Raw genomic sequence first — 19,429 nt, 5'->3', positions numbered from 1 at the left:
CGGAAAACCGCCGCGGCGGGGAACCGCCTGTTCCGGAAGGTCCCGGACGCGGTCTCAGGCGGCGGATCCGAGCCGTCCGACGGGGGCCGGGGCCGGGTGGATCGGGGTGTGCGCGCCGGTGAGCGGGCGTCCGCTGCCGCCGCGTCGCTCGGCGACGATCTCGGCGGCGATGGACAGGGCGGTCTCCTCGGGGGTGCGGGCTCCGAGGTCGAGGCCGATCGGCGAGTGGAGCCGGGCCAGTTCCGCTTCGGTCACCCCGGCCCGGCGCAGCCGGTCGTTGCGGTCCAGATGGGTGCGGCGCGAGCCCATCGCGCCGATGTAGGCGACGGGGAGCCTGAGCGCGGTCTCCAGCAGCGGGATGTCGAACTTGGCGTCGTGGGTGAGGACGCAGAGCACGGTGCGCGCGTCCACCCCGGTCGCGGCGAGATAGCGGTGCGGCCATTCGACGACGAGTTCGTCGGCCTCCGGGAAGCGGGCCCGGGTCGCGAAGACGGGCCGGGCGTCGCACACCGTGACGTGGTAGCCGAGGAACTTCCCGGCCCGCACCAGGGCCGCCGCGAAGTCGATGGCCCCGAACACGATCATCCGGGGTGGCGGGACGCTGGACTCGACGAGCAGCGTGAGCGGCCGGCCGCAGCGGGAGCCGTCCGCGCCGATGGTGAGGGTACCGGTGCGCCCGGCGTCGAGCAGGGCCCGGGTCTCGGCGGCGGCGGTGCGGTCCAGTTCCGGATGGCCGCCGAGCCCGCCCTCGACCCCGCCGTCCGGCCGGACGAGCAGCGGCCGTCCGAGCAGTTCGGCGGGTCCGTCGGCGATCCGGGCGAGCGCCGCCGCCTCCCCCCGCGCGGCGGCGGCGAACGCGGAGGCGAACACCGGGCGGGCGGGGTCGTCCGCCCGTACCGGTGTCACCAGGATGTCGATGACGCCGCCGCAGGTCAGCCCCACGGCGAAGGCGTCCTCGTCGCTGTAGCCGAAGCGTTCGCGGACGGGGGTGCCGTCGTCGAGCGCCTGCCGGCACAGCTCGTAGACCGCGCCCTCCACGCATCCGCCGGAGACCGAGCCGATCGCGGTGCCGTCACGGTCGACGGCGAGCGCGGCGCCGGGCTGCCGGGGCGCGCTGCCGCCGACGGCGACGACGGTGGCCACGGCGAAGTCGCGGCCCTGCCCGGTCCATCGGTCGAGTTCCTCGGCGATGTCCAGCATCTCGGTCTCCTTGGCGGACGAGTGGGGGAAACGGCGTACGGGGAGGGTCAGCTGACGCCCAGCCAGCTCTCGATCGGGTGCAGGGCGAAGTAGACGACGAAGATCACCGTCAGTCCCCACATGAAGGCGCCGACCTCGCGGGCCCGGCCCTGGGCCGCCTTGATGGCGACGTACGAGATGACGCCGGCGGCCACCCCGGTGGTGATGGTGTACGTGAAGGGCATCAGGACCACGGTCAGGAAGACCGGGACGGCCACCGAGCGGTCGCTCCAGTCCACGTGCCGGGCGTTCTGCATCATCATGGCACCGATGACGACGAGGGCGGCGGAGGCCACCTCGGCCGGCACGATCGCGGTGAGCGGGGTGAAGAAGAGGCAGGCGGCGAAGAAGAGGCCGGTGACGACGGAGGCCAGCCCGGTGCGGGCGCCCTCCCCGACGCCGGTGGCGGATTCGACGAAGACCGTCTGGCCGGAGCCGCCGGCGACACCGCCGATCGCCCCGCCCGCGCCGTCGATGAACAGCGCCTTGGAGAGACCGGGCATCCGGCCCCGGTCGTCGGCGAGCCCGGCCTCCGTGCCGACCCCGATGATGGTGGCCATCGCGTCGAAGAAGCCGGCCAGCACCAGGGTGAAGACGATGAAGCCGACGGTCATCGCGCCGACGTCGCCCCAGCCGCCGAACTCGACGTCACCGAAGAGCGAGAAGTCCGGTGAGGAGACCGCGGATCCGCTCAGCTCGGGCGGGCCGCTGCTCCAGATCTTCGGGTCGACGTCGGCGGCCTTGTTGACGACGACGGCGACCACGGTGCCGACGACGATCCCGATGAGGATCGCGCCGGGGATGTTGCGGGCCTGGAGCATGAAGATGAGGAGCAGGGTCACCGCGAAGACGAGGACGGGCCAGCCGGCGAGTTCACCGGTGGGGCCGAGGGTGACCGGGGTGGCGGTGCCCTTGCCGACGAAGCCGGCCTTGTAGAGGCCGATGAGGGCGATGAACAGTCCGATGCCCATGGTGATGCCGTGCTTGAGGGGCAACGGGATCGCGTTCATGATCAGCTCGCGCAGACCGGTGACCACCAGCAGGCAGATCACCACGCCGTACATCACGCACATGCCCATGGCCTGCGGCCAGGTCATCTCCGGGGCGACCTGCGAGGACAGCACACCGGAGACGCTGAGCCCCGCGGCGAGGGCGAGCGGGACCTTGCCGACGAAGCCCATCAGCAGGGTGGTCGCGGCGGCGGCGAGCGCGGTGGCGGTGATCAGTCCGGGCTGGCCGAGAACATTGCCGTCGACGTCCTTGCCGCCGAGGATGAGCGGGTTGAGCAGCAGGATGTACGCCATCGCCATGAAGGTGGTGACGCCGCCGCGCACCTCGGTGGCGACGGTCGATCCGCGCTCGGATATGTGGAAGTACCGGTCGAGCCATGATCTTCCGGCGGGGACGCGCGAGCCGCGGCCCGCCTCCTTGGCGCCGGTCTTCGGTTCCACTGACTGCTGGGTCATGATGCCTGACTCCCAAGGTTCACAGGGGCACCCGCGATGACGAGTCGATATGCGGGATTTGGGATGACTGCGCTGGCGGCACGACCCGGGGGACGGCCCGAGACGAACTGTTCATGCGGAGTGGTGGGGAACGGGTACGGCCGGCGGCGCCGGAACGCCGCCGCGGAACGGTCCGGGGCCCGCGAGCGGTGCGGGATCCGGTGACTCCGGGCGGTGCGGCGGGGAGGGTGTGACGTTCCCTGGGCGCGCACCGCCCGGAGCGTGGTGGGGGAGCTCCGGTCAGGTGCCGGTGAGGTGCTCCGGGCGGACCGGGGTCCGGTTGAGCTCCAGCCCCGTCGCGTTCCGGATCGCCGCGAGGACGGCCGGGGTGGACGACAGGGTGGGGGCCTCGCCGATGCCGCGCAGCCCGTACGGGGCGTGCTCGTCGGCGAGTTCGAGCACATCGACCGGGATGGTCGGGGTGTCGAGGATGGTGGGCAGGAGGTAGTCCGTGAAGGAGGGGTTGCGCACCTTCGCGGTCGTGGGGTCGACGATGATCTCCTCCATGACGGCGATCCCCATGCCCTGGAGGGTGCCGCCCTGGATCTGGCCGAGGACGGACAGCGGGTTGAGGGCCTTGCCGACGTCCTGGGCGCAGGCCAGTTCGATGACCTTGACCAGGCCGAGTTCGGTGTCGACCTCGACGACGGCGCGGTGGGCGGCGATGGAGTACTGGACGTGGCCGTTGCCCTGGCCGGTCCGCAGGTCGAAGGGCTCGGTGGGCCGGTGGCGCCACTCCAGCTCGACGTCGACCGCCTCGTCCTCCAGGACGTCGACGAGGTCGGCCAGCACCTCGCCGCCGTCGGTGACCACCTTGCCGCCCTCCAGGAGGAGTTCGGCGGTGGCCCAGGCCGGATGGTAGGTGCCGAACTTGCGGCGCCCCAGCTCCAGCACCTGTTCCCGCACGGCCTCGCAGGAGTTCTTGACCGCGCCGCCGGTGACGTACGTCTGGCGGGAGGCGGAGGTCGATCCGGCGGAGCCCACCTGCGTGTCGGCGGGGTGGATGGTGACCTGGGCGACGCCGAGTTCGGTCCGGGCGATCTGGGCGTGCACGGTGACGCCGCCCTGCCCGACCTCGGCCATGGCGGTGTGGACGGTCGCGACGGGTTCGCCGCCGATGACCTCCATGCGCACCCGGGCGGTGGAGTAGTCGTCGAAGCCCTCGGAGAAGCCGACGTTCTTCAGTCCGACCGCGTAGCCGACGCCCCGGACGACGCCCTCGCCGTGCGTGGTGTTGGAGAGTCCGCCGGGCAGGGCGCGTACGTCGGGGCCGGCGCCGGCGCTCTCCCACTGGCGCTCGGGCGGCAGGGGGCGGGCCTTGACCCGGCGGAGCAGTTCGGCGACCGGGGCGGGCGAGTCGACCCGCTGTCCGGTGGGCAGCAGGGAGCCCTGTTCCATGGCGTTGAGCTGACGGAACTCGACCGGGTCCATGCCGAGTGCGGCGGCCAGCTTGTCCATCTGCGCCTCGTAGGCGAAGCAGGCCTGGACCGCGCCGAAGCCGCGCATGGCGCCGCAGGGCGGGTTGTTGGTGTAGAGGGCGATCGCCTCGATGTCGACGTCCTCGACCACGTAGGGGCCGACGGAGAGCGAGGAGGCGTTGCCGACGACGGCCGGGGAGGCGGAGGCGTAGGCGCCGCCGTCCAGCACGATGCGGCACTTCATGTGGGTGAGCTTGCCGTCGCGGGTGGCGCCGTGCTCGTACCTGAGCTTGGCGGGGTGGCGGTGGACGTGTCCGAAGAAGGACTCGAAGCGGTTGTAGACGATCTTGACGGGTTTGCCGGTGCGCAGGGCGAGCAGGCAGGCGTGGATCTGCATCGACAGGTCCTCGCGTCCGCCGAAGGCGCCGCCGACGCCGGAGAGCGTCATGCGGACCTTGTCCTCGGGCAGGCCGAGGACGGGGGCGATCTGGCGCAGGTCGGAGTGGAGCCACTGGGTGGCGACGTAGAGGTCGACTCCGCCGTCCTCGGCGGGGACCGCGAGGCCGGACTCGGGGCCGAGGAAGGCCTGGTCCTGCATGCCGAAGACGTACTCGCCGCTGACCACCACGTCGGCGCGGGCCCTCGCGGCCTCGGCGTCGCCGCGGACGATGGGCTGGCGGTGGACGATGTTGGGGTGCGGTACGTGCCCGATGTGGTGGTCGTCGCGGTTCTCGTGGATGAGCGGAGCGCCGGGCGCGGTCGCGGAGGCCTCGTCGGTGACGACCGGCAGTTCGCGGTAGTCGATGCGGATCTTCGCGGCGGCACGGCGGGCCGTCTCCGGGTGGTCGGCGGCGACCAGCGCGACCGGTTCGCCGTGGTGGCGGACGCGGCCGTGGGCGAGAACGGGGGTGTCCTGGATCTCCAGCCCGTAGTTCTTCACCTCGGCTGGCAGGTCGTCGTAGGTGAGCACGGCGTAGACGCCGGAGGTGGCGAGCGCCTCGGAGACGTCGATGGAGCGGATCTCGGCGTGCGCGACGGTGGAGCGCAGGGTGTGGCCCCAGAGCATGTCCTCGTGCCACATGTCGGAGGAGTACGCGAACTCGCCGGTGACCTTCAGGATGCCGTCGGGGCGCAGCGTGGACTCGCCGATGCCGCCCCGGGTGCGGGTTCCCTGGTTGATGCTGGTGGGGGATCCGGTGACGCCCATCGTCTAGACCGCCTCTTCCGCGCGGGCGGCCGCGAGGCGGACCGCGTCGAGGATCTTCTCGTAGCCGGTGCAGCGGCAGAGGTTGCCGGAGAGCGCCTCGCGGATGTCCGCGTCGGACGGCTCCGGGTTGCGTTCCAGCAGTTCGTCCGCGGCGACCAGCAGGCCGGGGGTGCAGAAGCCGCACTGGACGGCGCCCGCGTCGATGAAGGCCTGCTGGATCGGGGAGAGCGGGCCGGTGTCGCGGGTCTCCTCGGCGGTGGGCCGGGCCTTCCAGCGCTGCGCCGTGTCGACGGTGACGCCGCAGGCGCCGGAGGCGCAGCCGGTGCCGGGGTGGGCCTCCGCGCGGTGGGCGGCGAAGTCGGCCAGTCCTTCGACGGTGACGACGTCGCGGCCCTCGACCTGGCCGGCGGCGACCAGGCAGGAGCAGACGGGCACCCCGTCGAGACGGACGGTGCAGGAGCCGCACTCGCCCTGTTCGCAGGCGTTCTTGGAGCCGGGCAGGCCCATCCGCTCGCGCAGGACGTAGAGGAGGGACTCGCCCTCCCAGACGTCGTCGGCCTCGTGCGGGCGGCCGTTGACCGTGAAATTGACGCGCATGATCAGGCGGCTCCTTCGGTGCTGCGGCCGTTGCCGCGGTAGGACTCCCAGGTCCAGCCGAGGGTCCTGCGGGCCATGATCCCGACGGCGTGGCGGCGGTAGCTCGCGGTGCCGCGCACATCGTCGATCGGGTTGCAGGCGCCCGCGGCCAGCTGGGCGAACCGGGTGGCGACGGAGGGGGTGATGATCGCCCGGCTGTCCCAGAAGCCGCCCTCCTCCAGGGCGGCGTTCAGGAATTCCTCGGCCTCCTTGGCCCGGACGGGTGTCGGGGCGGCGGAGCCGATGCCGGTGCGGACGGTGCGGGTCTCGGGGTGCAGGGCGAGGCCGAAGGCGCAGACGGCGATGACCATCGCGTTGCGGGTGCCGACCTTGGAGTACTGCTGCGGCCCGTCGGCCTTCTTGATGTGGACGGCCCGGATCAGTTCGTCGGGCTCCAGGGCGTTGCGCTTGACGCCGGTGTAGAAGGCGTCGATGGGAATCATCCGGGTGCCCCGGACGGACGCGGCCTCGACCTCGGCGCCGGCGGCGAGCAGGGCGGGGTGGGCGTCCCCGGCGGGTGAGGCGGTGCCCAGGTTGCCGCCGACGCCGCCCCGGTTGCGGATCTGGGGCGAGGCGACGGTGTGCGAGGCGAGCGCCAGTCCGGGCAGCTCGGTCCGCAGGTGTTCCATGATGCTGCTGTACGGCACCGAGGCGCCGAGCCGTACGCTCTCGGGGCCCACCTCCCACTCGGTCAGCTCACCGATGCGGTTCAGGTCGAGCAGCTGCTCGGGCCGCCGGTGGTCGAAGTTGATCTCGACCATCACATCGGTGCCGCCCGCGATGGGTACAGCCGTCGGGTGCTCGGCCTTGGCGGCGAGCGCCTCCTCCCAGCCGGCGGGGCGAAGGAAGTCCATGAGTGGCTCTCTTCTCGATCGGTCGTTCGCTGGGGCTGGGGGACGGCCGGCCCGGTTCCTGTTCATGTCTTGTTCACGCGGTGTGCGGCCCAGTACACAAGCCCTGCTCCACCTGGTGCAGTCACCGAAACCATGAAGGAGTTGGCTGGTCTCCGCCCCCGTCTTGTAGATTCGAACGAATGGCGGGGACTCGTTACCTCGCGGCAATACCCAGTTCTTCCCCGCACGAACGAAAGAGAACGGCGACGAGATGCGGCTGCGCACCCTGCTGGAGACGGATGCCCTCGGCCTGCGGCTGCTCGGCGGCGAGGACGAACTGGACCGTTCGGTCCGTGGTGTGATGACCACGGATCTGCGTGATCCGAGCCGCTATCTCACGGGCGGCGAGCTGGTGCTGACCGGACTGGCCTGGCGCCGGGACGCCGGGGACGCGGAGCCCTTCGTACGGATCCTGGCGGCGGCCGGCGTGGCCGGTCTCGCGGCGGGCGAGGCGGAGCTGGGCGACATCCCGGAGGACCTGGTCGAGGCGTGCCGCCGGCACCGGCTTCCGCTGTTCGCGGTCCACGAGACCGTTGCGTTCGCAACGATCACCGAGCATGTGGTGCGCCAGGTGTCGGGCGAGCGCGCCGGGGACCTGGCCGCCGTCGTGGACCGGCACCGCCGGCTGATGACCTCGGGCCCGGCGGGCGGCGGCCCGGAGGCGGTCCTCGATCTGCTCGGCTCCGACCTCGACCTGCGGGCCTGGGTGCTCTCCCCCACCGGGCGGCGGATCGCGGGCTCCGGTGAGCCGCTGCCCGCCCCGGTCGGCGCGGAGCTGGCCGGGGCGCATCTGGCCGCGGTGCGCGCGGGCCGCCGCGCCCCGCACCGGGCCGTGAGCGGTGGCGTGACCTACGCGCTGTTCCCGATCCGGAACGTCGGCCGGGGCGCCGCGCCGGCCTCCCGGGACGTCCGGGAGTCGGTCCTGTCGGACTGGCTGCTGGCCGTGGAGGCCGACGCGGGCGACTGGCCGGCCGCCCGGCTCGATCTGCTCCAGGGCGTCACCCAGCTGATCGCGGTGGAGCGGGAGCGGCGGGACGCCGCCCGGACGGTGCGCCGCCGGCTGGCCCAGGAGGTGCTGGAGCTGGTCCAGGCGGGGGCGCCGCCCGCCGAGATCGCCGCCCGGCTGCGGGTGGCCGCCCCGGTGCTGCTGCCGGGGCTCGGCGCGGCGCCGCACTGGCAGGTGGTCGTGGCCCGGGTGGAGTGGGACGAGCACGGGGCGCCCGGCGGCTCCGGCTCCGGGATCGCCGGCGGCCCGGCCGCGCAGGCGCTGCTGGAGGAGATCCTGATCGACCCGGCGCTCTCGGGCCCCGATTCCGCCGACCGCATCGCCGTCGCCCATACGGGTGATGAGGCCGTCGCGCTCGTCCCGCTGCCCGCCCTCGCGGCGGCGGACAGGGAGGAGACCGCGGCCGAGGAGGCCCCGGAGGACCCGGCGCTGCACGCCGACACGCTGCTGGATGCGGTGCGGACCCCGCTCGCCGCGGGCCTGGCCGACGACGGCCGGCTCACCCTGGGCGTCAGCGCCTCGGTGCATTCGCCCGAGGGGCTGCGCGGCGCCCTGGAGGAGGCCCGGCACGCCCGGCGGGTGGCGGCGGCCCGGCCGGGGCGGGTCTGCGCGGCCGGCCACCACGAGCTGGCCTCGCACGTGCTGCTCCTGCCGTTCGTCCCGGACGACGTGCGGCGCGCGTTCACCGCACGTCTGCTCGACCCGCTGCGCGACTACGACCGGCGCCACCGCGCGGAGCTGATCCCGACCCTGGAGGCGTTCCTGGACTGCGACGGATCGTGGACCCGCTGCGCCTCGCGACTCCACCTGCACGTCAACACGTTGCGCTACCGGGTGGGGCGTATCGAGCAGTTGACGGGTCGTGACCTTTCGCGGCTGGAGGACAAGCTCGATTTCTTCCTGGCCCTGCGGATGAGCTGACGCCCCGGGCCCGCGCCGGGCCCCGTGCACACCCGGTCGATTGTGAAAAGTTTCACCTATCCTTGACTCGACCTCTTGGCCCGGCGTGCCAATCCGTGCTGTGATGCGGCCAGACTCCGAGTGTCCGCCCCCGAGGGGGTCCGGACGCTCTCCACAGCTCGATGGCGCGCTCGGGGAGGGCAATGTGGCGCATACCGCCATGTCTGGTTCCGGAACGACAGCAGATGACGATCCGCCGCTCCAGACAGCGGTATGGCGCCTGCGGTCGCGCGCCTGTTGGACGGACGCGGCCGCCCTGCTCGAACACGACGCCGCCACCGACCCGGCCGCGGCCCTCCAGCGCACGGCCCTGCTGACCGAGCGCTGTCTGTACACCGGTCAGGGCTGGACGGAGGCCGAGGACGCGCTGCGCACCGCCGAGGCCATGGCCCAGGACGACGCCGAGCGCGGGGCCGCGGCCTGCGAACGCGGCCATCTGGCGTACGCCTCGACCCTCCTCGGGGTGCGCGACCGGGCGGACGAGGCCCGGGTGGCGCTCGGCCGGGCCGCCGCCCTGCTCTCCCCCGCCGCACCGGCCCGTCCGCTGCTGGACTTCCGCCGGGGCCTGATCGCGCAGAACATCGCGGATTCGCCGCAGGCCGCGCGGGCCGCGTACCGCAGGGCGCACGCCGGGGCGACCGCCCAGGGGGACGCCCTGCTGCTCTCCTCCACCTGGCGCCATCTGGCCCTGATCGCCCTGCGCGAGGGCGAGTTGGCGGAGGCCCGGCACGGCTTCGCGGAGTCGCTGCGGATAAGGGAGGAGCTGGGCTATCTGGTCGGTACGGCCCCGGCCCTCATCGCCATGGCCGATTCGGAGCCCGAGCCGGAGGAGGCGGCCCGGCTGCGCGCCGAGGCGGGGCGGCTGTTCCGGCTGCTGGGCGGCGTACCGACCTGGCTGGCACCGCATCTGGACCCGCCGGACCCGGCGACGGCCGAGGCGAACTGAACCCGTCCGGAACCGCCGGCCGGGGGCGGGTCAGCGGTCCGCGCCGGCGAAGTGCTCCCGCACCAGCGACTGCACCACGGCCACGTCCTGGGCGATCAGCGCGTCCAGGAGGGCGGTGTGCTCGGCGGCGTCGGCCAGCAGATCGGCGCGGCGGGTGGCGGGGTTGTCCTCCAGCGGCCACTGGGAGCGGCGGTGCAGATCGTCGGCGACCATGACCAGCTGGGTGTTCCCGGCCAGGGCGAGCACCGCCCCGTGGAAGGCCCGGTCGGCCTCCGCGTAGCTCGCCCGGTCGCCGACCGCCGCCGCGGCGACCGTGGCGTCGGCCAGCGGGCGCAGCGCGCACCAGGCGGCCGGGGGCACGGTGCGGGCGAGCCGCAGCATCACGGGGACCTCGATCAGGGCGCGCACCTCGGCCAGCTCGGCCAGCTCGCCCGGCCCGCGCTCGGAGACCCGGAAGCCCCGGTTCGGCACGACCTCCACGGCGCCCTCGACGGCGAGCTGCTGCATGGCCTCGCGCACCGGGGTGGCGGAGACGCCGAAGCGGGCGCCGAGCGCCGGGGCGGAGTAGACCTGGCCGGGGACCAGCTCGCCGTCGACGAGGGCGGCCCGCAGCGCGTCCAGGATCTGGCCGCGCACGGAGTGCCGGCGCACCGCGGCCCGGGGGGCGGGCGGCTCGCTGTGGGTGTGCTCGCCCCGGGCCTGTTCGGGCACCCGGACGGACGAGGACGCGGTCATGGGGGCGGCGGACACGTACGGTGCCCACGCGTCCTCACGCGCTCTGCCCTGCTCCACGGGTACCTCCTCGGCCTTCGCGGGCACGGCTCGCGCGCGCCGGGCCCCTTGTGCACGATAGGCGCAAGGGGCCGCAGTTCAAACATCGATCGCGTCGGGTAAGGTAAGGCTTACCTGCAAACGATCGCGATTCGGTGGTCCCTGCATGACCCTTCCCACGCTTGCCCCCGGCTCGACGGCCTCGGCGGTGACGGACGCGTACGCGCGGCTGGCCGAGGTCTTCCCGGGGCTGCGCGCCGAAGCCCTGCCGGCCGGCGCCCCCTCGCCCGACGGTGCCGGATGGGTGGGCGCGCACGAGCTCGCGGCCGGTGGCGCCGCGCTCGACGCGTTCCTCGTCTGGGACGACGAGCAGGTACTGCGGGACTACGGCGAGCGGGCCCGGCCGGACGTGGTCGCAGGTTTCGGACTGCACCGCTACGCGTGGCCGGCCTGTCTGCTGGTGACGGTGCCGTGGTTCCTGCACCGCCGGGTGCCGAGGATCCCCGTCGAGGACGTGGCGTTCCAGCGGGCGCTGGGCCATCTGGCCGTCCGCGTCACGGAGTTCGCCTGCCTGCCGGACGATCCCGCGGCGGCACTGCCGGGCGCGCGGGTGGTGGCCGACGAGGCCGCGCTGCGCGCCGAGGTGCTGACGGCCGTGGCCGAGCACCTGGGGCCGGTGCTCGAAGGGTTCCGGCCGCGGATGCGACGCGGGCGCCGGGCGCTGTGGGGCATGGCGACCGACGAGATCGTCGAGGGCCTCTGGTACATCGGCGCGCTGCTCGGCGAGGAGCCGCGCGCGATGGCCGAGCTGGAGGCACTGCTGCCGGGCACCGCGAAGCCGTACGTCGGCACCCCGGGCTTCCGCGAACTGACCGGACCCGGCGGGGAGTCGCTGCCGACCCGGGACCGGGCGAGCTGCTGCATGTTCTACACGCTGCGCCCCGAGGACACCTGCGTCACCTGTCCGCGCACCTGTGACGCGGAACGGGTCAGCCGGCTGATGCCCGCGCCCTGATCCGCACCGCCCTCGGGAAGGCGTAATTCGAACCCAACTCGGCTTATCCGTATGGGTATTCGACCAGATCGTGAATATCCCACGACTCCGCCACCCCATTGGCGTTCTCTTGCACCGAAACCGCCTGGAAGCGTGGAATTCCCCGGCACGATGGCGTCCGAAACGCCTACGTGACACAAGGGACCGCGCATGAGACTGACCGACATATCGCTTGACTGGCTGCTGCCGGCCGTCGTGCTGCTGGCGGGGGTCATGGCGGCGGCCACGGTGGTCGCGCGCGGCAAGCGCGCCTCCGACACATCCGCGGCCGACGACTCCTGGGAGCGCAGCGAGGAACGGCGCAGACGCAAGGAGGCGCTGTTCGCCACCGCCTCCTACGTCCTGCTGTTCTGCTGCGCCGCGGTCGCGGCGGCCCTCTCCTTCCACGGCCTCGTCGGCTTCGGCCGGCAGAACCTCAGCCTCTCCGGGGGCTGGGAGTACCTGGTGCCCTTCGGGCTCGACGGGGCCGCCATGTTCTGCTCGGTCCTCGCCGTGCGCGAGGCCAGCCACGGTGACGCGGCCCTGGGCTCGCGCCTGCTGGTGTGGACGTTCGCCGGGGCGGCCGCCTGGTTCAACTGGGTGCACGCGCCGCGCGGTCTGACCCACGCGGGCGCGCCGCACTTCTTCGCGGGGATGTCGCTCTCGGCCGCGGTGCTGTTCGACCGCGCGCTGAAGCAGACCCGTCGCGCGGCGCTGCGCGAGCAGGGCCTGGTGCCCCGCCCGCTGCCGCAGATCCGCATCGTCCGCTGGCTGCGCGCTCCCCGGGAGACCTACGGCGCCTGGTCGCTGATGCTCCTGGAGGGCGTCCGCACCCTGGACGAGGCGGTCGACGAGGTGCGGGAGGACCGCCGGGAGAAAGAGCAGAACCGTCTCCGCAGACGTGACCAGGAGAAGCTGGACCGGGCGCACATCAAGGCCCTGAACCGGCAGAACCGTGCCTGGACCCGCATCGGCCGCGCGCCCGCCCAGGTGGATGTGCAGGCCATCGCCCCGGCGTCGGCCTCCACGCAGTCCGTCGCGGAGCCCGCCATATCGGAAGCGGGACAGCTGCCCCTGAGGCCCCGGCCGTCCCTGCAGGCCGTGAACGGCCCGCAGTCGCGGGACGTGCCGGAGCTGAACGGGACTGATCCCCGGACGGTGGACCTCACCGCCGAGGACGACACCCAGGCCCTGCCCCGGCTCGACTCGCTGGAGCAGAAACTGAAGGACCTGGAGCAGCAGTTCGGCTGAACCACCGCTCCGGGCTCCGTCCGGCGGAAACGGCCCTGATGGTCCCCGTCGACCGTCAGGGCCGTTCGCCGTCCAGTTCGAACCAGACCACCTTGCCCGGACCGCGGGTGCTGACGCCCCAGGCGTCCGCGAGACTCTCCACCAGGACCAGGCCCCGGCCGTGCGTACCGTCGTCGGCGTCCGGTACGTGCGACACGGGCATCCCGGGGACGAAGTCCCGGACCTCCACGCGGAGTCTGCGGGGCGCCACGCTGACGGCGACGACCGCTCCGTCGTCCGTGTGGACCAGCGCGTTGGTGACCAGCTCGCTCAGCAGCAGCTCGGCCACCTGAGCGGGCTCCTCCTTCCAGCGATATCGCAGTAATTCCCTTACCGCACCGCGCACTTCGGCCACGGCCGCCAAATCGGCGCGGCCGACTCTGCGATGCAATCGGGCCAGTTCCTGACGTTCCATCGTCTCCCCCGGCGACACAGTGAATCGTCCCCCTCCGCTCGGTCTTCCTCACGCCATGCATGCCCCGCCCACGCGCTGTCACGCGTCCGCGTTCATCAATACGTACGAAACCTCCCCCATATGTTCCGCTCGGACACACCCACGACCGGGGCCATCCCCCGTTCCGGTTAACTTCCGGGAAATTCACTCGACTTGGCGTTGACGAAGCGGCATCTACGCGCGTCATCATGGGTGGCATGCGAATCCCCCCACGGATCACCACGCTCGGCGGCGCGGCCGCCCTTCTGTCCGCCCTCCTCGTCGGCGGCCCGGTCACGGCGACCGCGACCGCCTCCCCCACCGCCACCCCCGTCTCCGTCGCCTCCCTCGCCTCGGTCGGCAGCATCTGCTCCTCGGATCTGCCCTCCCAGGCGCACGACACGCTCGACCTCATCGAGGCGGGCGGCCCGTTCCCCTACTCCCAGGACGGCACCGTCTTCCAGAACCGCGAAGGCGTCCTGCCCGGCCGGAGCACCGGCTACTACCACGAGTACACCGTGATCACCCCCGGCTCCCCGACCCGCGGTGCCCGGCGCATCGTCACGGGCGAGGCGTACGAGGAGGACTACTACACCTCGGACCACTACGCGACCTTCGACCTCATCGACTTCGACTGCTGAGGCCGTCCCCGGTCCGGTCCGTGCCGCAGCCCTCACCCCCCACCTGCGGCACGGACCTCCGGGCCACGGGTGCGCGACCGCACCCGTGGCCCGTGGTCCGTACGCGGGTCAGTACCGGGTCGCCACCTTCACATCGGCGAAGTCCCGGACGGCGTACAGACTGATGTAGTGGGCACCCGCCGCCGGACGGTCGATCGTCAGCGTGTGGGCCGTTCCGGCGCCGGTGGCACGGGCCGTGTACGAGCCGGTGGTGGCCCAGCCGTTCGCGCTGTAGTACAGATCGGCGTCGCCCGAACCGCCACTGGTGGTGACGGTGAGGCGGGCGGTGCCCTCGGGCACGTACAGATACAGATAGGAGTAGTTGCCCTCGGTGGCCCGCTGTCCGCTGCGGGCGCAGTTCTCGCCCAGTTCGCGCACGTCGCTCGCGGTGCACTCCGCGGACGGGTCGGGGTCGGGCCCGGTGCTCTCCCCGCAACTGCCGGCCGCGCAGGCGGTGAGCCAGGTGTTCCAGTCGGCGTCGTAGCGGCTGCCTATGGTCGAGGTGAGCAGGGTGCGCGCCCCGGCCCAGTCACCGGCGCGGTAGCGGCCCAGCAGGGTGTCGACGTCGGCGCGGTGCGACTGGAGCATGTAGCGGACGGCCAGATAGCCCCAGTTGTAGACACGGGTCTGGTCGGCGTTCTCGTAGGTGGTGTCGAACAGCGTCCGCAGGGTGTACGTGTGCTCCGCGGCGCGGGCGACGGCGTCGTCGTAGGTGACGCCCCGGTAGGAGTAGGAGACGTACTCCGCGAAGCCCTCGACCCACCAGATGGTCGGTGTGGTGATGTTGGCCTCGAAGTCACCGGCCATGTCGAACCGGCCGTCGAGGTAGTGGGTGTACTCGTGGTTGAGGTTCCAGATCTGGAAGTCCGGCCGCGTCCACTCGGCCTCGTAGGCGATGAACCGGGGCTGGTTGCCGGCCGCCGAGGGGTCGCCCTCCAGGTACATGCCGCCGTTGTTGGTGTCGATCCCGTAGATCGCCCCGGCGTAGGTCTGGTAGTCGGTGCTGGAGTCGAAGACGATCACTTCGATGGTGCTGTTGAGGTCACCGGCGACAGGTCCGCCGTCCCGGGCGATGCCGTGGAAGTAGGCGTCCTGGCCCTTGAGGCTGGTGCACGCCTTCGTCAGGTCGGCCGACGACATCTGCTGGGCGAGGATGCGGATGCTGTCGCTGCAGGTGTACGAGACCGGCAGGACGGCCGACTTCAGCCGTGCGGCCAGGTCGCAGGTGCCGTACGCGGCGCAGTCGGCCCGGTCGTAGTAGTCGGTCATCTCGGCCAGCCCGACCCAGAGCGGCGCGGTCGGCCCGGTGATCGCGGTGCGGCCGAGGAGGTCGATGACGAGCGGGCGGGCCTTGGGGCGCAGGGACGCCTCCTGGAGGAAGCGGCCGAGTTCCCGTCCGGCGTTGGAGGTCAGGTACGAGCGGTCGGTGCCGAGCAGGCCGAGGTGGTCGCGGGCGAATCCGGCGAGCGCGTCGAGCAGGCTCGGGTCGGCCTCGACGGCGCTGACGAACTCGGGCACCTGGTGGCCGCGGAAGGTCACGGTGTAGACGCTGTTGACCGCGTTGAGCATGTACCAGGAGCTGTCGTACGCGCTGTTGTAGTCGGCGAGCAGCCGCTTGACGACGTACAGATAGCGGGCGTTCTGCTCCGCGCTGTCGATGAGGACGACCGCCTCGGACAGGGTCTCGCCGTTGGCGTCGGTGACGTCGTGGGAGTGCGACGAGGCGAAGAAGGCGTCCAGCGCGCCCTGGATCGCGGTGCGCAGGGCCGTTCCGTAGTCGCCGACCGTTCCGGGGTCGTAGTACTGCACGTAGTAGCCGGCCCGGAGGTAGAGCACCAGTTGGGGCATTCCGGTGCTGCTGTCGCCGGGGTAGGCGGCCGATCCGGCGCGCATGGCGTCGGCGACGGCCACCATCTGGGACTCGCGGAAGGCGAGGTAGCCGTCGTTGCCCTTGACGGAGAAGAGCGTGTTGACGCAGTCCGTCGTCGAGGAGCGGATCTGCTGGACGAGGGCGCTGCCGGTGCGGCTGGTGAAGTCGGCCACGGAGCACGCGGCGGCCGGGGCGATTCCGGCGGCCTTCGCCGCGGTGCGGGCCTTCGCCCCCATCGAGGGGGCGGGGTGGCTCGGCTCGGCGGCGTCCGGGGCGTCGTAGTCGCGGCGCAGGGCGTCCTTGGACGCGGTGAGCGGAGCCCGGTCGGCGGGGCTCGCGGCGTCGGCGGCCAGATGACCGGCGTCCCGGACGGGCGCTCCGGCGGAGCGTGCGGCGGGGCCGCCGGCCTCGGGCGCCCCGGTGCTCGCCGGTGCCGCGGCCGGGGATGCCGGCCGGGGCTCGGCGGCCCCGGCCGGGGCCACGAGCAGTCCGATGCCCAGGCATGCGGCCAGGGCCGCGGTGGAGAGTGCGGTGAATCTCTGTCGAACCGTTCGGTTCCTCACGTGCCGCCTCCCAGCGGTGTGGTGCCGTGCGACGCGTCGCACGGCGAGTGGGGGATGGCGCGGGCCGGGCCGTGCCGGAGGGTCACCCCGCGGGGCCCGGAGGCCCAGGGATGATCTGACATGGACACGACCTCATTCGCGACCGTCAGTACAATGGCACATGTCACATGTCCTTAGGAAGCGGCCGGGCACACCTTTGTGAAGCCCTCAACTCAGGTGAGAGGCAGAGGTGTTGATGGGGCCCTGCTCAGGCGCGGGCGGCCGCCGCGCCTTCGGAGGCCGGGGCGGCGTCGGCGTCCGGCGTCCCGTCGGCCCACAGGGAGCGGACGTGGGACATATGGCCGAGCATGCAGGCCTCGGCGCCCTCGGCGTCGCCCGCGACGACGAGGTCCAGCAGTTGTACGTGTTCCTGCGCGGAGGCCACCAGCTGGCCCGACTCGGCCAGCCGGTTCAGGCCGAACAGCCGGGAGCGCTTGCGCAGTTCGCCGACCTCCTCGACCAGGCGGCGGTTCCCGGCCAGCCCGAGCAGGGCGAGGTGGAAGCGGCGGTCGGCGTCCAGATAGCCCAGGATGTCGTGGCGTCGGGCCGCCGCCACGATCTCCTCGGCGGCGGGCCGCAGCGCGTCCAGCTCCCGGGTGAGCCCCATGCGCGCGATCCGGCCCACGGTGGGCACCTCGATCAGGGCGCGCAGATCGGTGAAGTCGTCGAGGTCCTGCTCGGTCAGCTCGGTGATGCGGAAGCCCTTGTTGCGGACGGCCTCGACCAGTCCCTCCCGGGCCAGGTCGAGCATCGCCTCGCGCACCGGGGTCGCCGAGACCCCGAACTCGGCGGCGAGCGCGGGGGCCGAGTAGACCGTCCCCGGCTCCAGTTCGCCGGAGATGAGCGCCGCCCGCAGCGCGTGCGCCACCTGATCACGCAGATGTTCCCGCGCCGAGAGCGCGTTGAGCGACGTCAGGCGGGCCATGTCTGTTCCTCCGGGGCCGTGCGGAGCCCAAGAATACAATGTGACGTTGCCCGGCGGCCGGGTCCCGGCTCACAGCAGGAACCCAGCGGGGAACGGGTCGGCCGGGTCGAGGAAGTACTGCGCGGTGCCGGTGATCCAGGCCCGTCCCGTCACGGTGGGCACGACGGCCGGCAGCGTGCCCACGGTGGTCTCGGCGACGAGCCGTCCGGTGAACTCCGTACCGATGAACGACTCGTTGACGAAGTCGGCGCCCAGCGCCAGTTCGCCCCGGGCGTGCAGCTGGGCCATCCGGGCGGAGGTACCGGTGCCGCACGGGGAGCGGTCGAACCAGCCGGGGTGGATGGCCATCGCGTGCCGGGAGCGGACGGCGTCCGAGCCCGGAGCGATCAGCTGGACGTGCTTGAGGCCGTGGATGGCGGGGTCGACCGGATGGACCGGCCGGTCGTGCGCGTTGACCGCGTCCATCAGCGCGAGCCCCGCCGCCAGCAGTTCGTCCTTGCGCGACCGGTCGAACGGCAGCCCCAGGTCCTCCAGCCGGACCATCGCGTAGAAGTTGCCCCCGTAGGCGAGGTCGTAGGGCACCGTGCCGTGGCCGGGCACCCTCGCGGTCAGTCCGAGACCGGCGCTGAAGGAGGGGACGTTGGTGAGCGTGACGTGGACGGCGGCCCCGTCCTCCACCCGTACATCGGCCGTCACCAGTCCGGCCGGGGTGTCCAGCCGGACCCTGGTGACGGGTTCGGTGACCTCCACCAGACCGGTCTCCACCAGGACGGTGGCCACCCCGATGGTGCCGTGCCCGCACATGGGCAGACAGCCGGAGACCTCCATGAACAGCACTCCGACGTCGGCGTCCGGCCGGGTCGGCGGCTGGAGGACCGCCCCGCTCATGGCGGAGTGGCCGCGCGGTTCGTACATCAGAAGGGTCCGCACCGCGTCCCGGTGCTCCATGAAGTACGCGCGGCGCTCGGCCATCGTGGCGCCGGGCAGGGTCCCGACGCCTCCGGTGATCACCCGGGTCGGCATGCCCTCGGTGTGCGAGTCGACGGCGTGGAAGATGTGGCGGCTGCGCAAGGTTCCCCCTCGGTGGTCGGTGCGGGCGGGTTCAGTGCAGGCCCTCGGCGAGGGCCTTCTCGGTGGCGGCGCGCACGGCTTCCAGGGCCTCCGCGCCGAGCGGCAGCCGCGGCGGCCGGGTGGGGCCGCCATGGCGTCCGACGAGGTCCATCGAGGCCTTGATGGCCTGGACGAACTCCGGTTTGGAGTCCCAGCGCAGCAGCGGGTGCAGCGTGCGGTAGAGCGGGAGCGCGGTCTCCAGGTCCCCGTCGACGGCCGCCCGGTACAGCGCGGCGCACGAGGCGGGCAGCATGTTGGGGCAGCCGGCGATCCAGCCGGCGGCGCCGGCCACGGCGAGTTCGAGCAGGACGTCGTCGGCCCCGGCCAGCAGATCGAGTCCGGGGGCCCGTTCGGCGATCTCGTAGGCCCGGCGGACGTCACCGCTGAACTCCTTCACCGCGACGACGGAGCCGTCCGCGTGGAGCCGGGCGAGCAGCCGCGGCGTCAGATCGACCTTGGTGTCGAACGGGTTGTTGTAGGCGACGACCGGGAGCCCCGCGGCGGCGACCTCGGCGTAGTGCGCCCGGACCGCCTCGTCCACGCACGGATAGCCGTTGGGGGGCAGCAGGAGCACGGAGCCCACGCCCGCCTCGGCCGCCCGCTCGGCGCGGTGCCGGGACTGGGCGCTGTCGTACGAGGAGACCCCGGGCATGACGCGGGCCCCGTCGCCGGCCGCCTCGACGGCGACGCGCACGACCTCGTCGCGCTCGCGGTCGGTGAGGGTCTGGTACTCCCCCAGCGAACCGTTGGGGACCACACCGTCGCAGCCGGCGGCCACGAGGTCGCGCACATGGGCGGCGTACGCGTCGAAGTCGATGGACCGGTCCTCGCGCAGGGTGAGCGGGGTGGCGACCATGACGCCCCGCCAGGGGGTCTCGCGCTGCCAGGTGCTGTCCGTCATCTGG

At 72.7% G+C, this 19,429-nt stretch carries 16 protein-coding genes; 5 read left to right on the top strand and 11 right to left on the bottom strand.

Annotated elements, in window-relative coordinates:
• Positions 1-54: 54 nt before the first annotated feature.
• The 5 genes from ACFVDM_RS16330 to ACFVDM_RS16310 form a co-directional block, all read right to left on the bottom strand.
• Positions 55-1,200 (bottom strand): XdhC family protein, encoded by a 1,146-nt coding sequence (locus ACFVDM_RS16330; RefSeq protein ID WP_383639281.1) that lies wholly within the window; start codon positions 1,198-1,200, stop codon positions 55-57.
• A 47-nt stretch (positions 1,201-1,247) separates the two neighbouring features.
• Positions 1,248-2,705, bottom strand: coding sequence for an NCS2 family permease (locus tag ACFVDM_RS16325; protein ID WP_383639278.1), 1,458 nt, complete (start codon positions 2,703-2,705; stop codon positions 1,248-1,250).
• A 279-nt stretch (positions 2,706-2,984) separates the two neighbouring features.
• A complete protein-coding gene (locus tag ACFVDM_RS16320) occupies positions 2,985-5,369 on the bottom strand; it encodes a xanthine dehydrogenase family protein molybdopterin-binding subunit (RefSeq protein WP_383639275.1) in 2,385 nt (794 codons plus the stop codon).
• Between the two features lie 3 nt (positions 5,370-5,372).
• Complete coding sequence (locus ACFVDM_RS16315; protein ID WP_383639272.1) at positions 5,373-5,966, bottom strand: (2Fe-2S)-binding protein; 594 nt, start codon at positions 5,964-5,966, stop codon at positions 5,373-5,375.
• 2 nt (positions 5,967-5,968) lie between these two features.
• Positions 5,969-6,859 (bottom strand): FAD binding domain-containing protein, encoded by an 891-nt coding sequence (locus ACFVDM_RS16310; RefSeq protein ID WP_383639269.1) that lies wholly within the window; start codon positions 6,857-6,859, stop codon positions 5,969-5,971.
• A gap of 250 nt (positions 6,860-7,109) precedes the next feature.
• Between ACFVDM_RS16310 and ACFVDM_RS16305 the strand changes: the two genes are divergently transcribed.
• Entirely contained in the window at positions 7,110-8,825 is a 1,716-nt protein-coding gene (locus tag ACFVDM_RS16305; RefSeq protein WP_383639266.1) for a PucR family transcriptional regulator, read from the top strand.
• 199 nt (positions 8,826-9,024) lie between these two features.
• Positions 9,025-9,810: a hypothetical protein gene (locus tag ACFVDM_RS16300; RefSeq protein WP_383639263.1), complete on the top strand. Its 786-nt coding sequence runs from the start codon at positions 9,025-9,027 to the stop codon at positions 9,808-9,810.
• A gap of 30 nt (positions 9,811-9,840) precedes the next feature.
• Here ACFVDM_RS16300 and ACFVDM_RS16295 read toward each other — a convergent pair whose 3' ends face one another.
• A complete protein-coding gene (locus tag ACFVDM_RS16295) occupies positions 9,841-10,602 on the bottom strand; it encodes a GntR family transcriptional regulator (RefSeq protein ID WP_383639260.1) in 762 nt (253 codons plus the stop codon).
• 145 nt (positions 10,603-10,747) lie between these two features.
• Between ACFVDM_RS16295 and ACFVDM_RS16290 the strand changes: the two genes are divergently transcribed.
• Together ACFVDM_RS16290 and ACFVDM_RS16285 are read left to right on the top strand one after the other, a co-directional pair.
• Entirely contained in the window at positions 10,748-11,596 is an 849-nt protein-coding gene (locus ACFVDM_RS16290) for a (2Fe-2S)-binding protein (RefSeq protein ID WP_383639257.1), read from the top strand.
• A gap of 189 nt (positions 11,597-11,785) precedes the next feature.
• On the top strand, positions 11,786-12,865 hold the full coding sequence (locus ACFVDM_RS16285) for a DUF2637 domain-containing protein (protein ID WP_383639254.1): 1,080 nt from the start codon (positions 11,786-11,788) through the stop codon (positions 12,863-12,865).
• Between the two features lie 55 nt (positions 12,866-12,920).
• On the opposite strand, the gene ACFVDM_RS16280 is transcribed toward ACFVDM_RS16285, so the two are convergent.
• Positions 12,921-13,319, bottom strand: coding sequence for an ATP-binding protein (locus ACFVDM_RS16280; RefSeq protein WP_383639251.1), 399 nt, complete (start codon positions 13,317-13,319; stop codon positions 12,921-12,923).
• Between the two features lie 236 nt (positions 13,320-13,555).
• Between ACFVDM_RS16280 and ACFVDM_RS16275 the strand changes: the two genes are divergently transcribed.
• Complete coding sequence (locus ACFVDM_RS16275) at positions 13,556-13,978, top strand: ribonuclease domain-containing protein (protein WP_383639248.1); 423 nt, start codon at positions 13,556-13,558, stop codon at positions 13,976-13,978.
• A 108-nt stretch (positions 13,979-14,086) separates the two neighbouring features.
• Here the strand turns inward: ACFVDM_RS16275 and ACFVDM_RS16270 are convergent, their stop codons facing one another.
• The 4 genes from ACFVDM_RS16270 to ACFVDM_RS16255 all read right to left on the bottom strand — a co-directional run bounded on the left by ACFVDM_RS16270 (position 14,087) and on the right by ACFVDM_RS16255 (position 19,425).
• A complete protein-coding gene (locus ACFVDM_RS16270) occupies positions 14,087-16,450 on the bottom strand; it encodes a M9 family metallopeptidase (protein WP_383639245.1) in 2,364 nt (787 codons plus the stop codon).
• A 247-nt stretch (positions 16,451-16,697) separates the two neighbouring features.
• The gene (locus tag ACFVDM_RS16265; protein ID WP_383639241.1) at positions 16,698-17,414 is read right to left on the bottom strand and encodes a GntR family transcriptional regulator; all 717 of its coding nucleotides are present in this window, start codon (positions 17,412-17,414) and stop codon (positions 16,698-16,700) included.
• A gap of 69 nt (positions 17,415-17,483) precedes the next feature.
• Positions 17,484-18,485, bottom strand: a complete 1,002-nt coding sequence (locus tag ACFVDM_RS16260; RefSeq protein ID WP_383639238.1) for a proline racemase family protein — start codon at positions 18,483-18,485, stop codon at positions 17,484-17,486.
• Between the two features lie 31 nt (positions 18,486-18,516).
• Positions 18,517-19,425 (bottom strand): dihydrodipicolinate synthase family protein, encoded by a 909-nt coding sequence (locus ACFVDM_RS16255; RefSeq protein WP_383639235.1) that lies wholly within the window; start codon positions 19,423-19,425, stop codon positions 18,517-18,519.
• Positions 19,426-19,429: the final 4 nt, after the last annotated feature.

Origin of the sequence: Streptomyces sp. NPDC057682, assembly GCF_042799575.1 — a bacterium.
Classification (GTDB): domain Bacteria; phylum Actinomycetota; class Actinomycetes; order Streptomycetales; family Streptomycetaceae; genus Streptomyces.
This window is presented reverse-complemented; position numbering and strand designations above follow the sequence as displayed.

Coding starts and splice junctions, on each gene's coding strand:
- ACFVDM_RS16255 (WP_383639235.1), bottom strand. CDS start 19,425: ATGACGGACAGCACCTGGCAGCGCGAGACCCCCTGGCGGGGCGTCATG.
- ACFVDM_RS16320 (WP_383639275.1), bottom strand. CDS start 5,369: ATGGGCGTCACCGGATCCCCCACCAGCATCAACCAGGGAACCCGCACC.
- ACFVDM_RS16315 (WP_383639272.1), bottom strand. CDS start 5,966: ATGCGCGTCAATTTCACGGTCAACGGCCGCCCGCACGAGGCCGACGAC.
- ACFVDM_RS16310 (WP_383639269.1), bottom strand. CDS start 6,859: ATGGACTTCCTTCGCCCCGCCGGCTGGGAGGAGGCGCTCGCCGCCAAG.
- ACFVDM_RS16290 (WP_383639257.1), top strand. CDS start 10,748: ATGACCCTTCCCACGCTTGCCCCCGGCTCGACGGCCTCGGCGGTGACG.
- ACFVDM_RS16280 (WP_383639251.1), bottom strand. CDS start 13,319: ATGGAACGTCAGGAACTGGCCCGATTGCATCGCAGAGTCGGCCGCGCC.
- ACFVDM_RS16300 (WP_383639263.1), top strand. CDS start 9,025: ATGTCTGGTTCCGGAACGACAGCAGATGACGATCCGCCGCTCCAGACA.
- ACFVDM_RS16305 (WP_383639266.1), top strand. CDS start 7,110: ATGCGGCTGCGCACCCTGCTGGAGACGGATGCCCTCGGCCTGCGGCTG.
- ACFVDM_RS16275 (WP_383639248.1), top strand. CDS start 13,556: ATGCGAATCCCCCCACGGATCACCACGCTCGGCGGCGCGGCCGCCCTT.
- ACFVDM_RS16325 (WP_383639278.1), bottom strand. CDS start 2,705: ATGACCCAGCAGTCAGTGGAACCGAAGACCGGCGCCAAGGAGGCGGGC.
- ACFVDM_RS16330 (WP_383639281.1), bottom strand. CDS start 1,200: ATGCTGGACATCGCCGAGGAACTCGACCGATGGACCGGGCAGGGCCGC.
- ACFVDM_RS16265 (WP_383639241.1), bottom strand. CDS start 17,414: ATGGCCCGCCTGACGTCGCTCAACGCGCTCTCGGCGCGGGAACATCTG.
- ACFVDM_RS16285 (WP_383639254.1), top strand. CDS start 11,786: ATGAGACTGACCGACATATCGCTTGACTGGCTGCTGCCGGCCGTCGTG.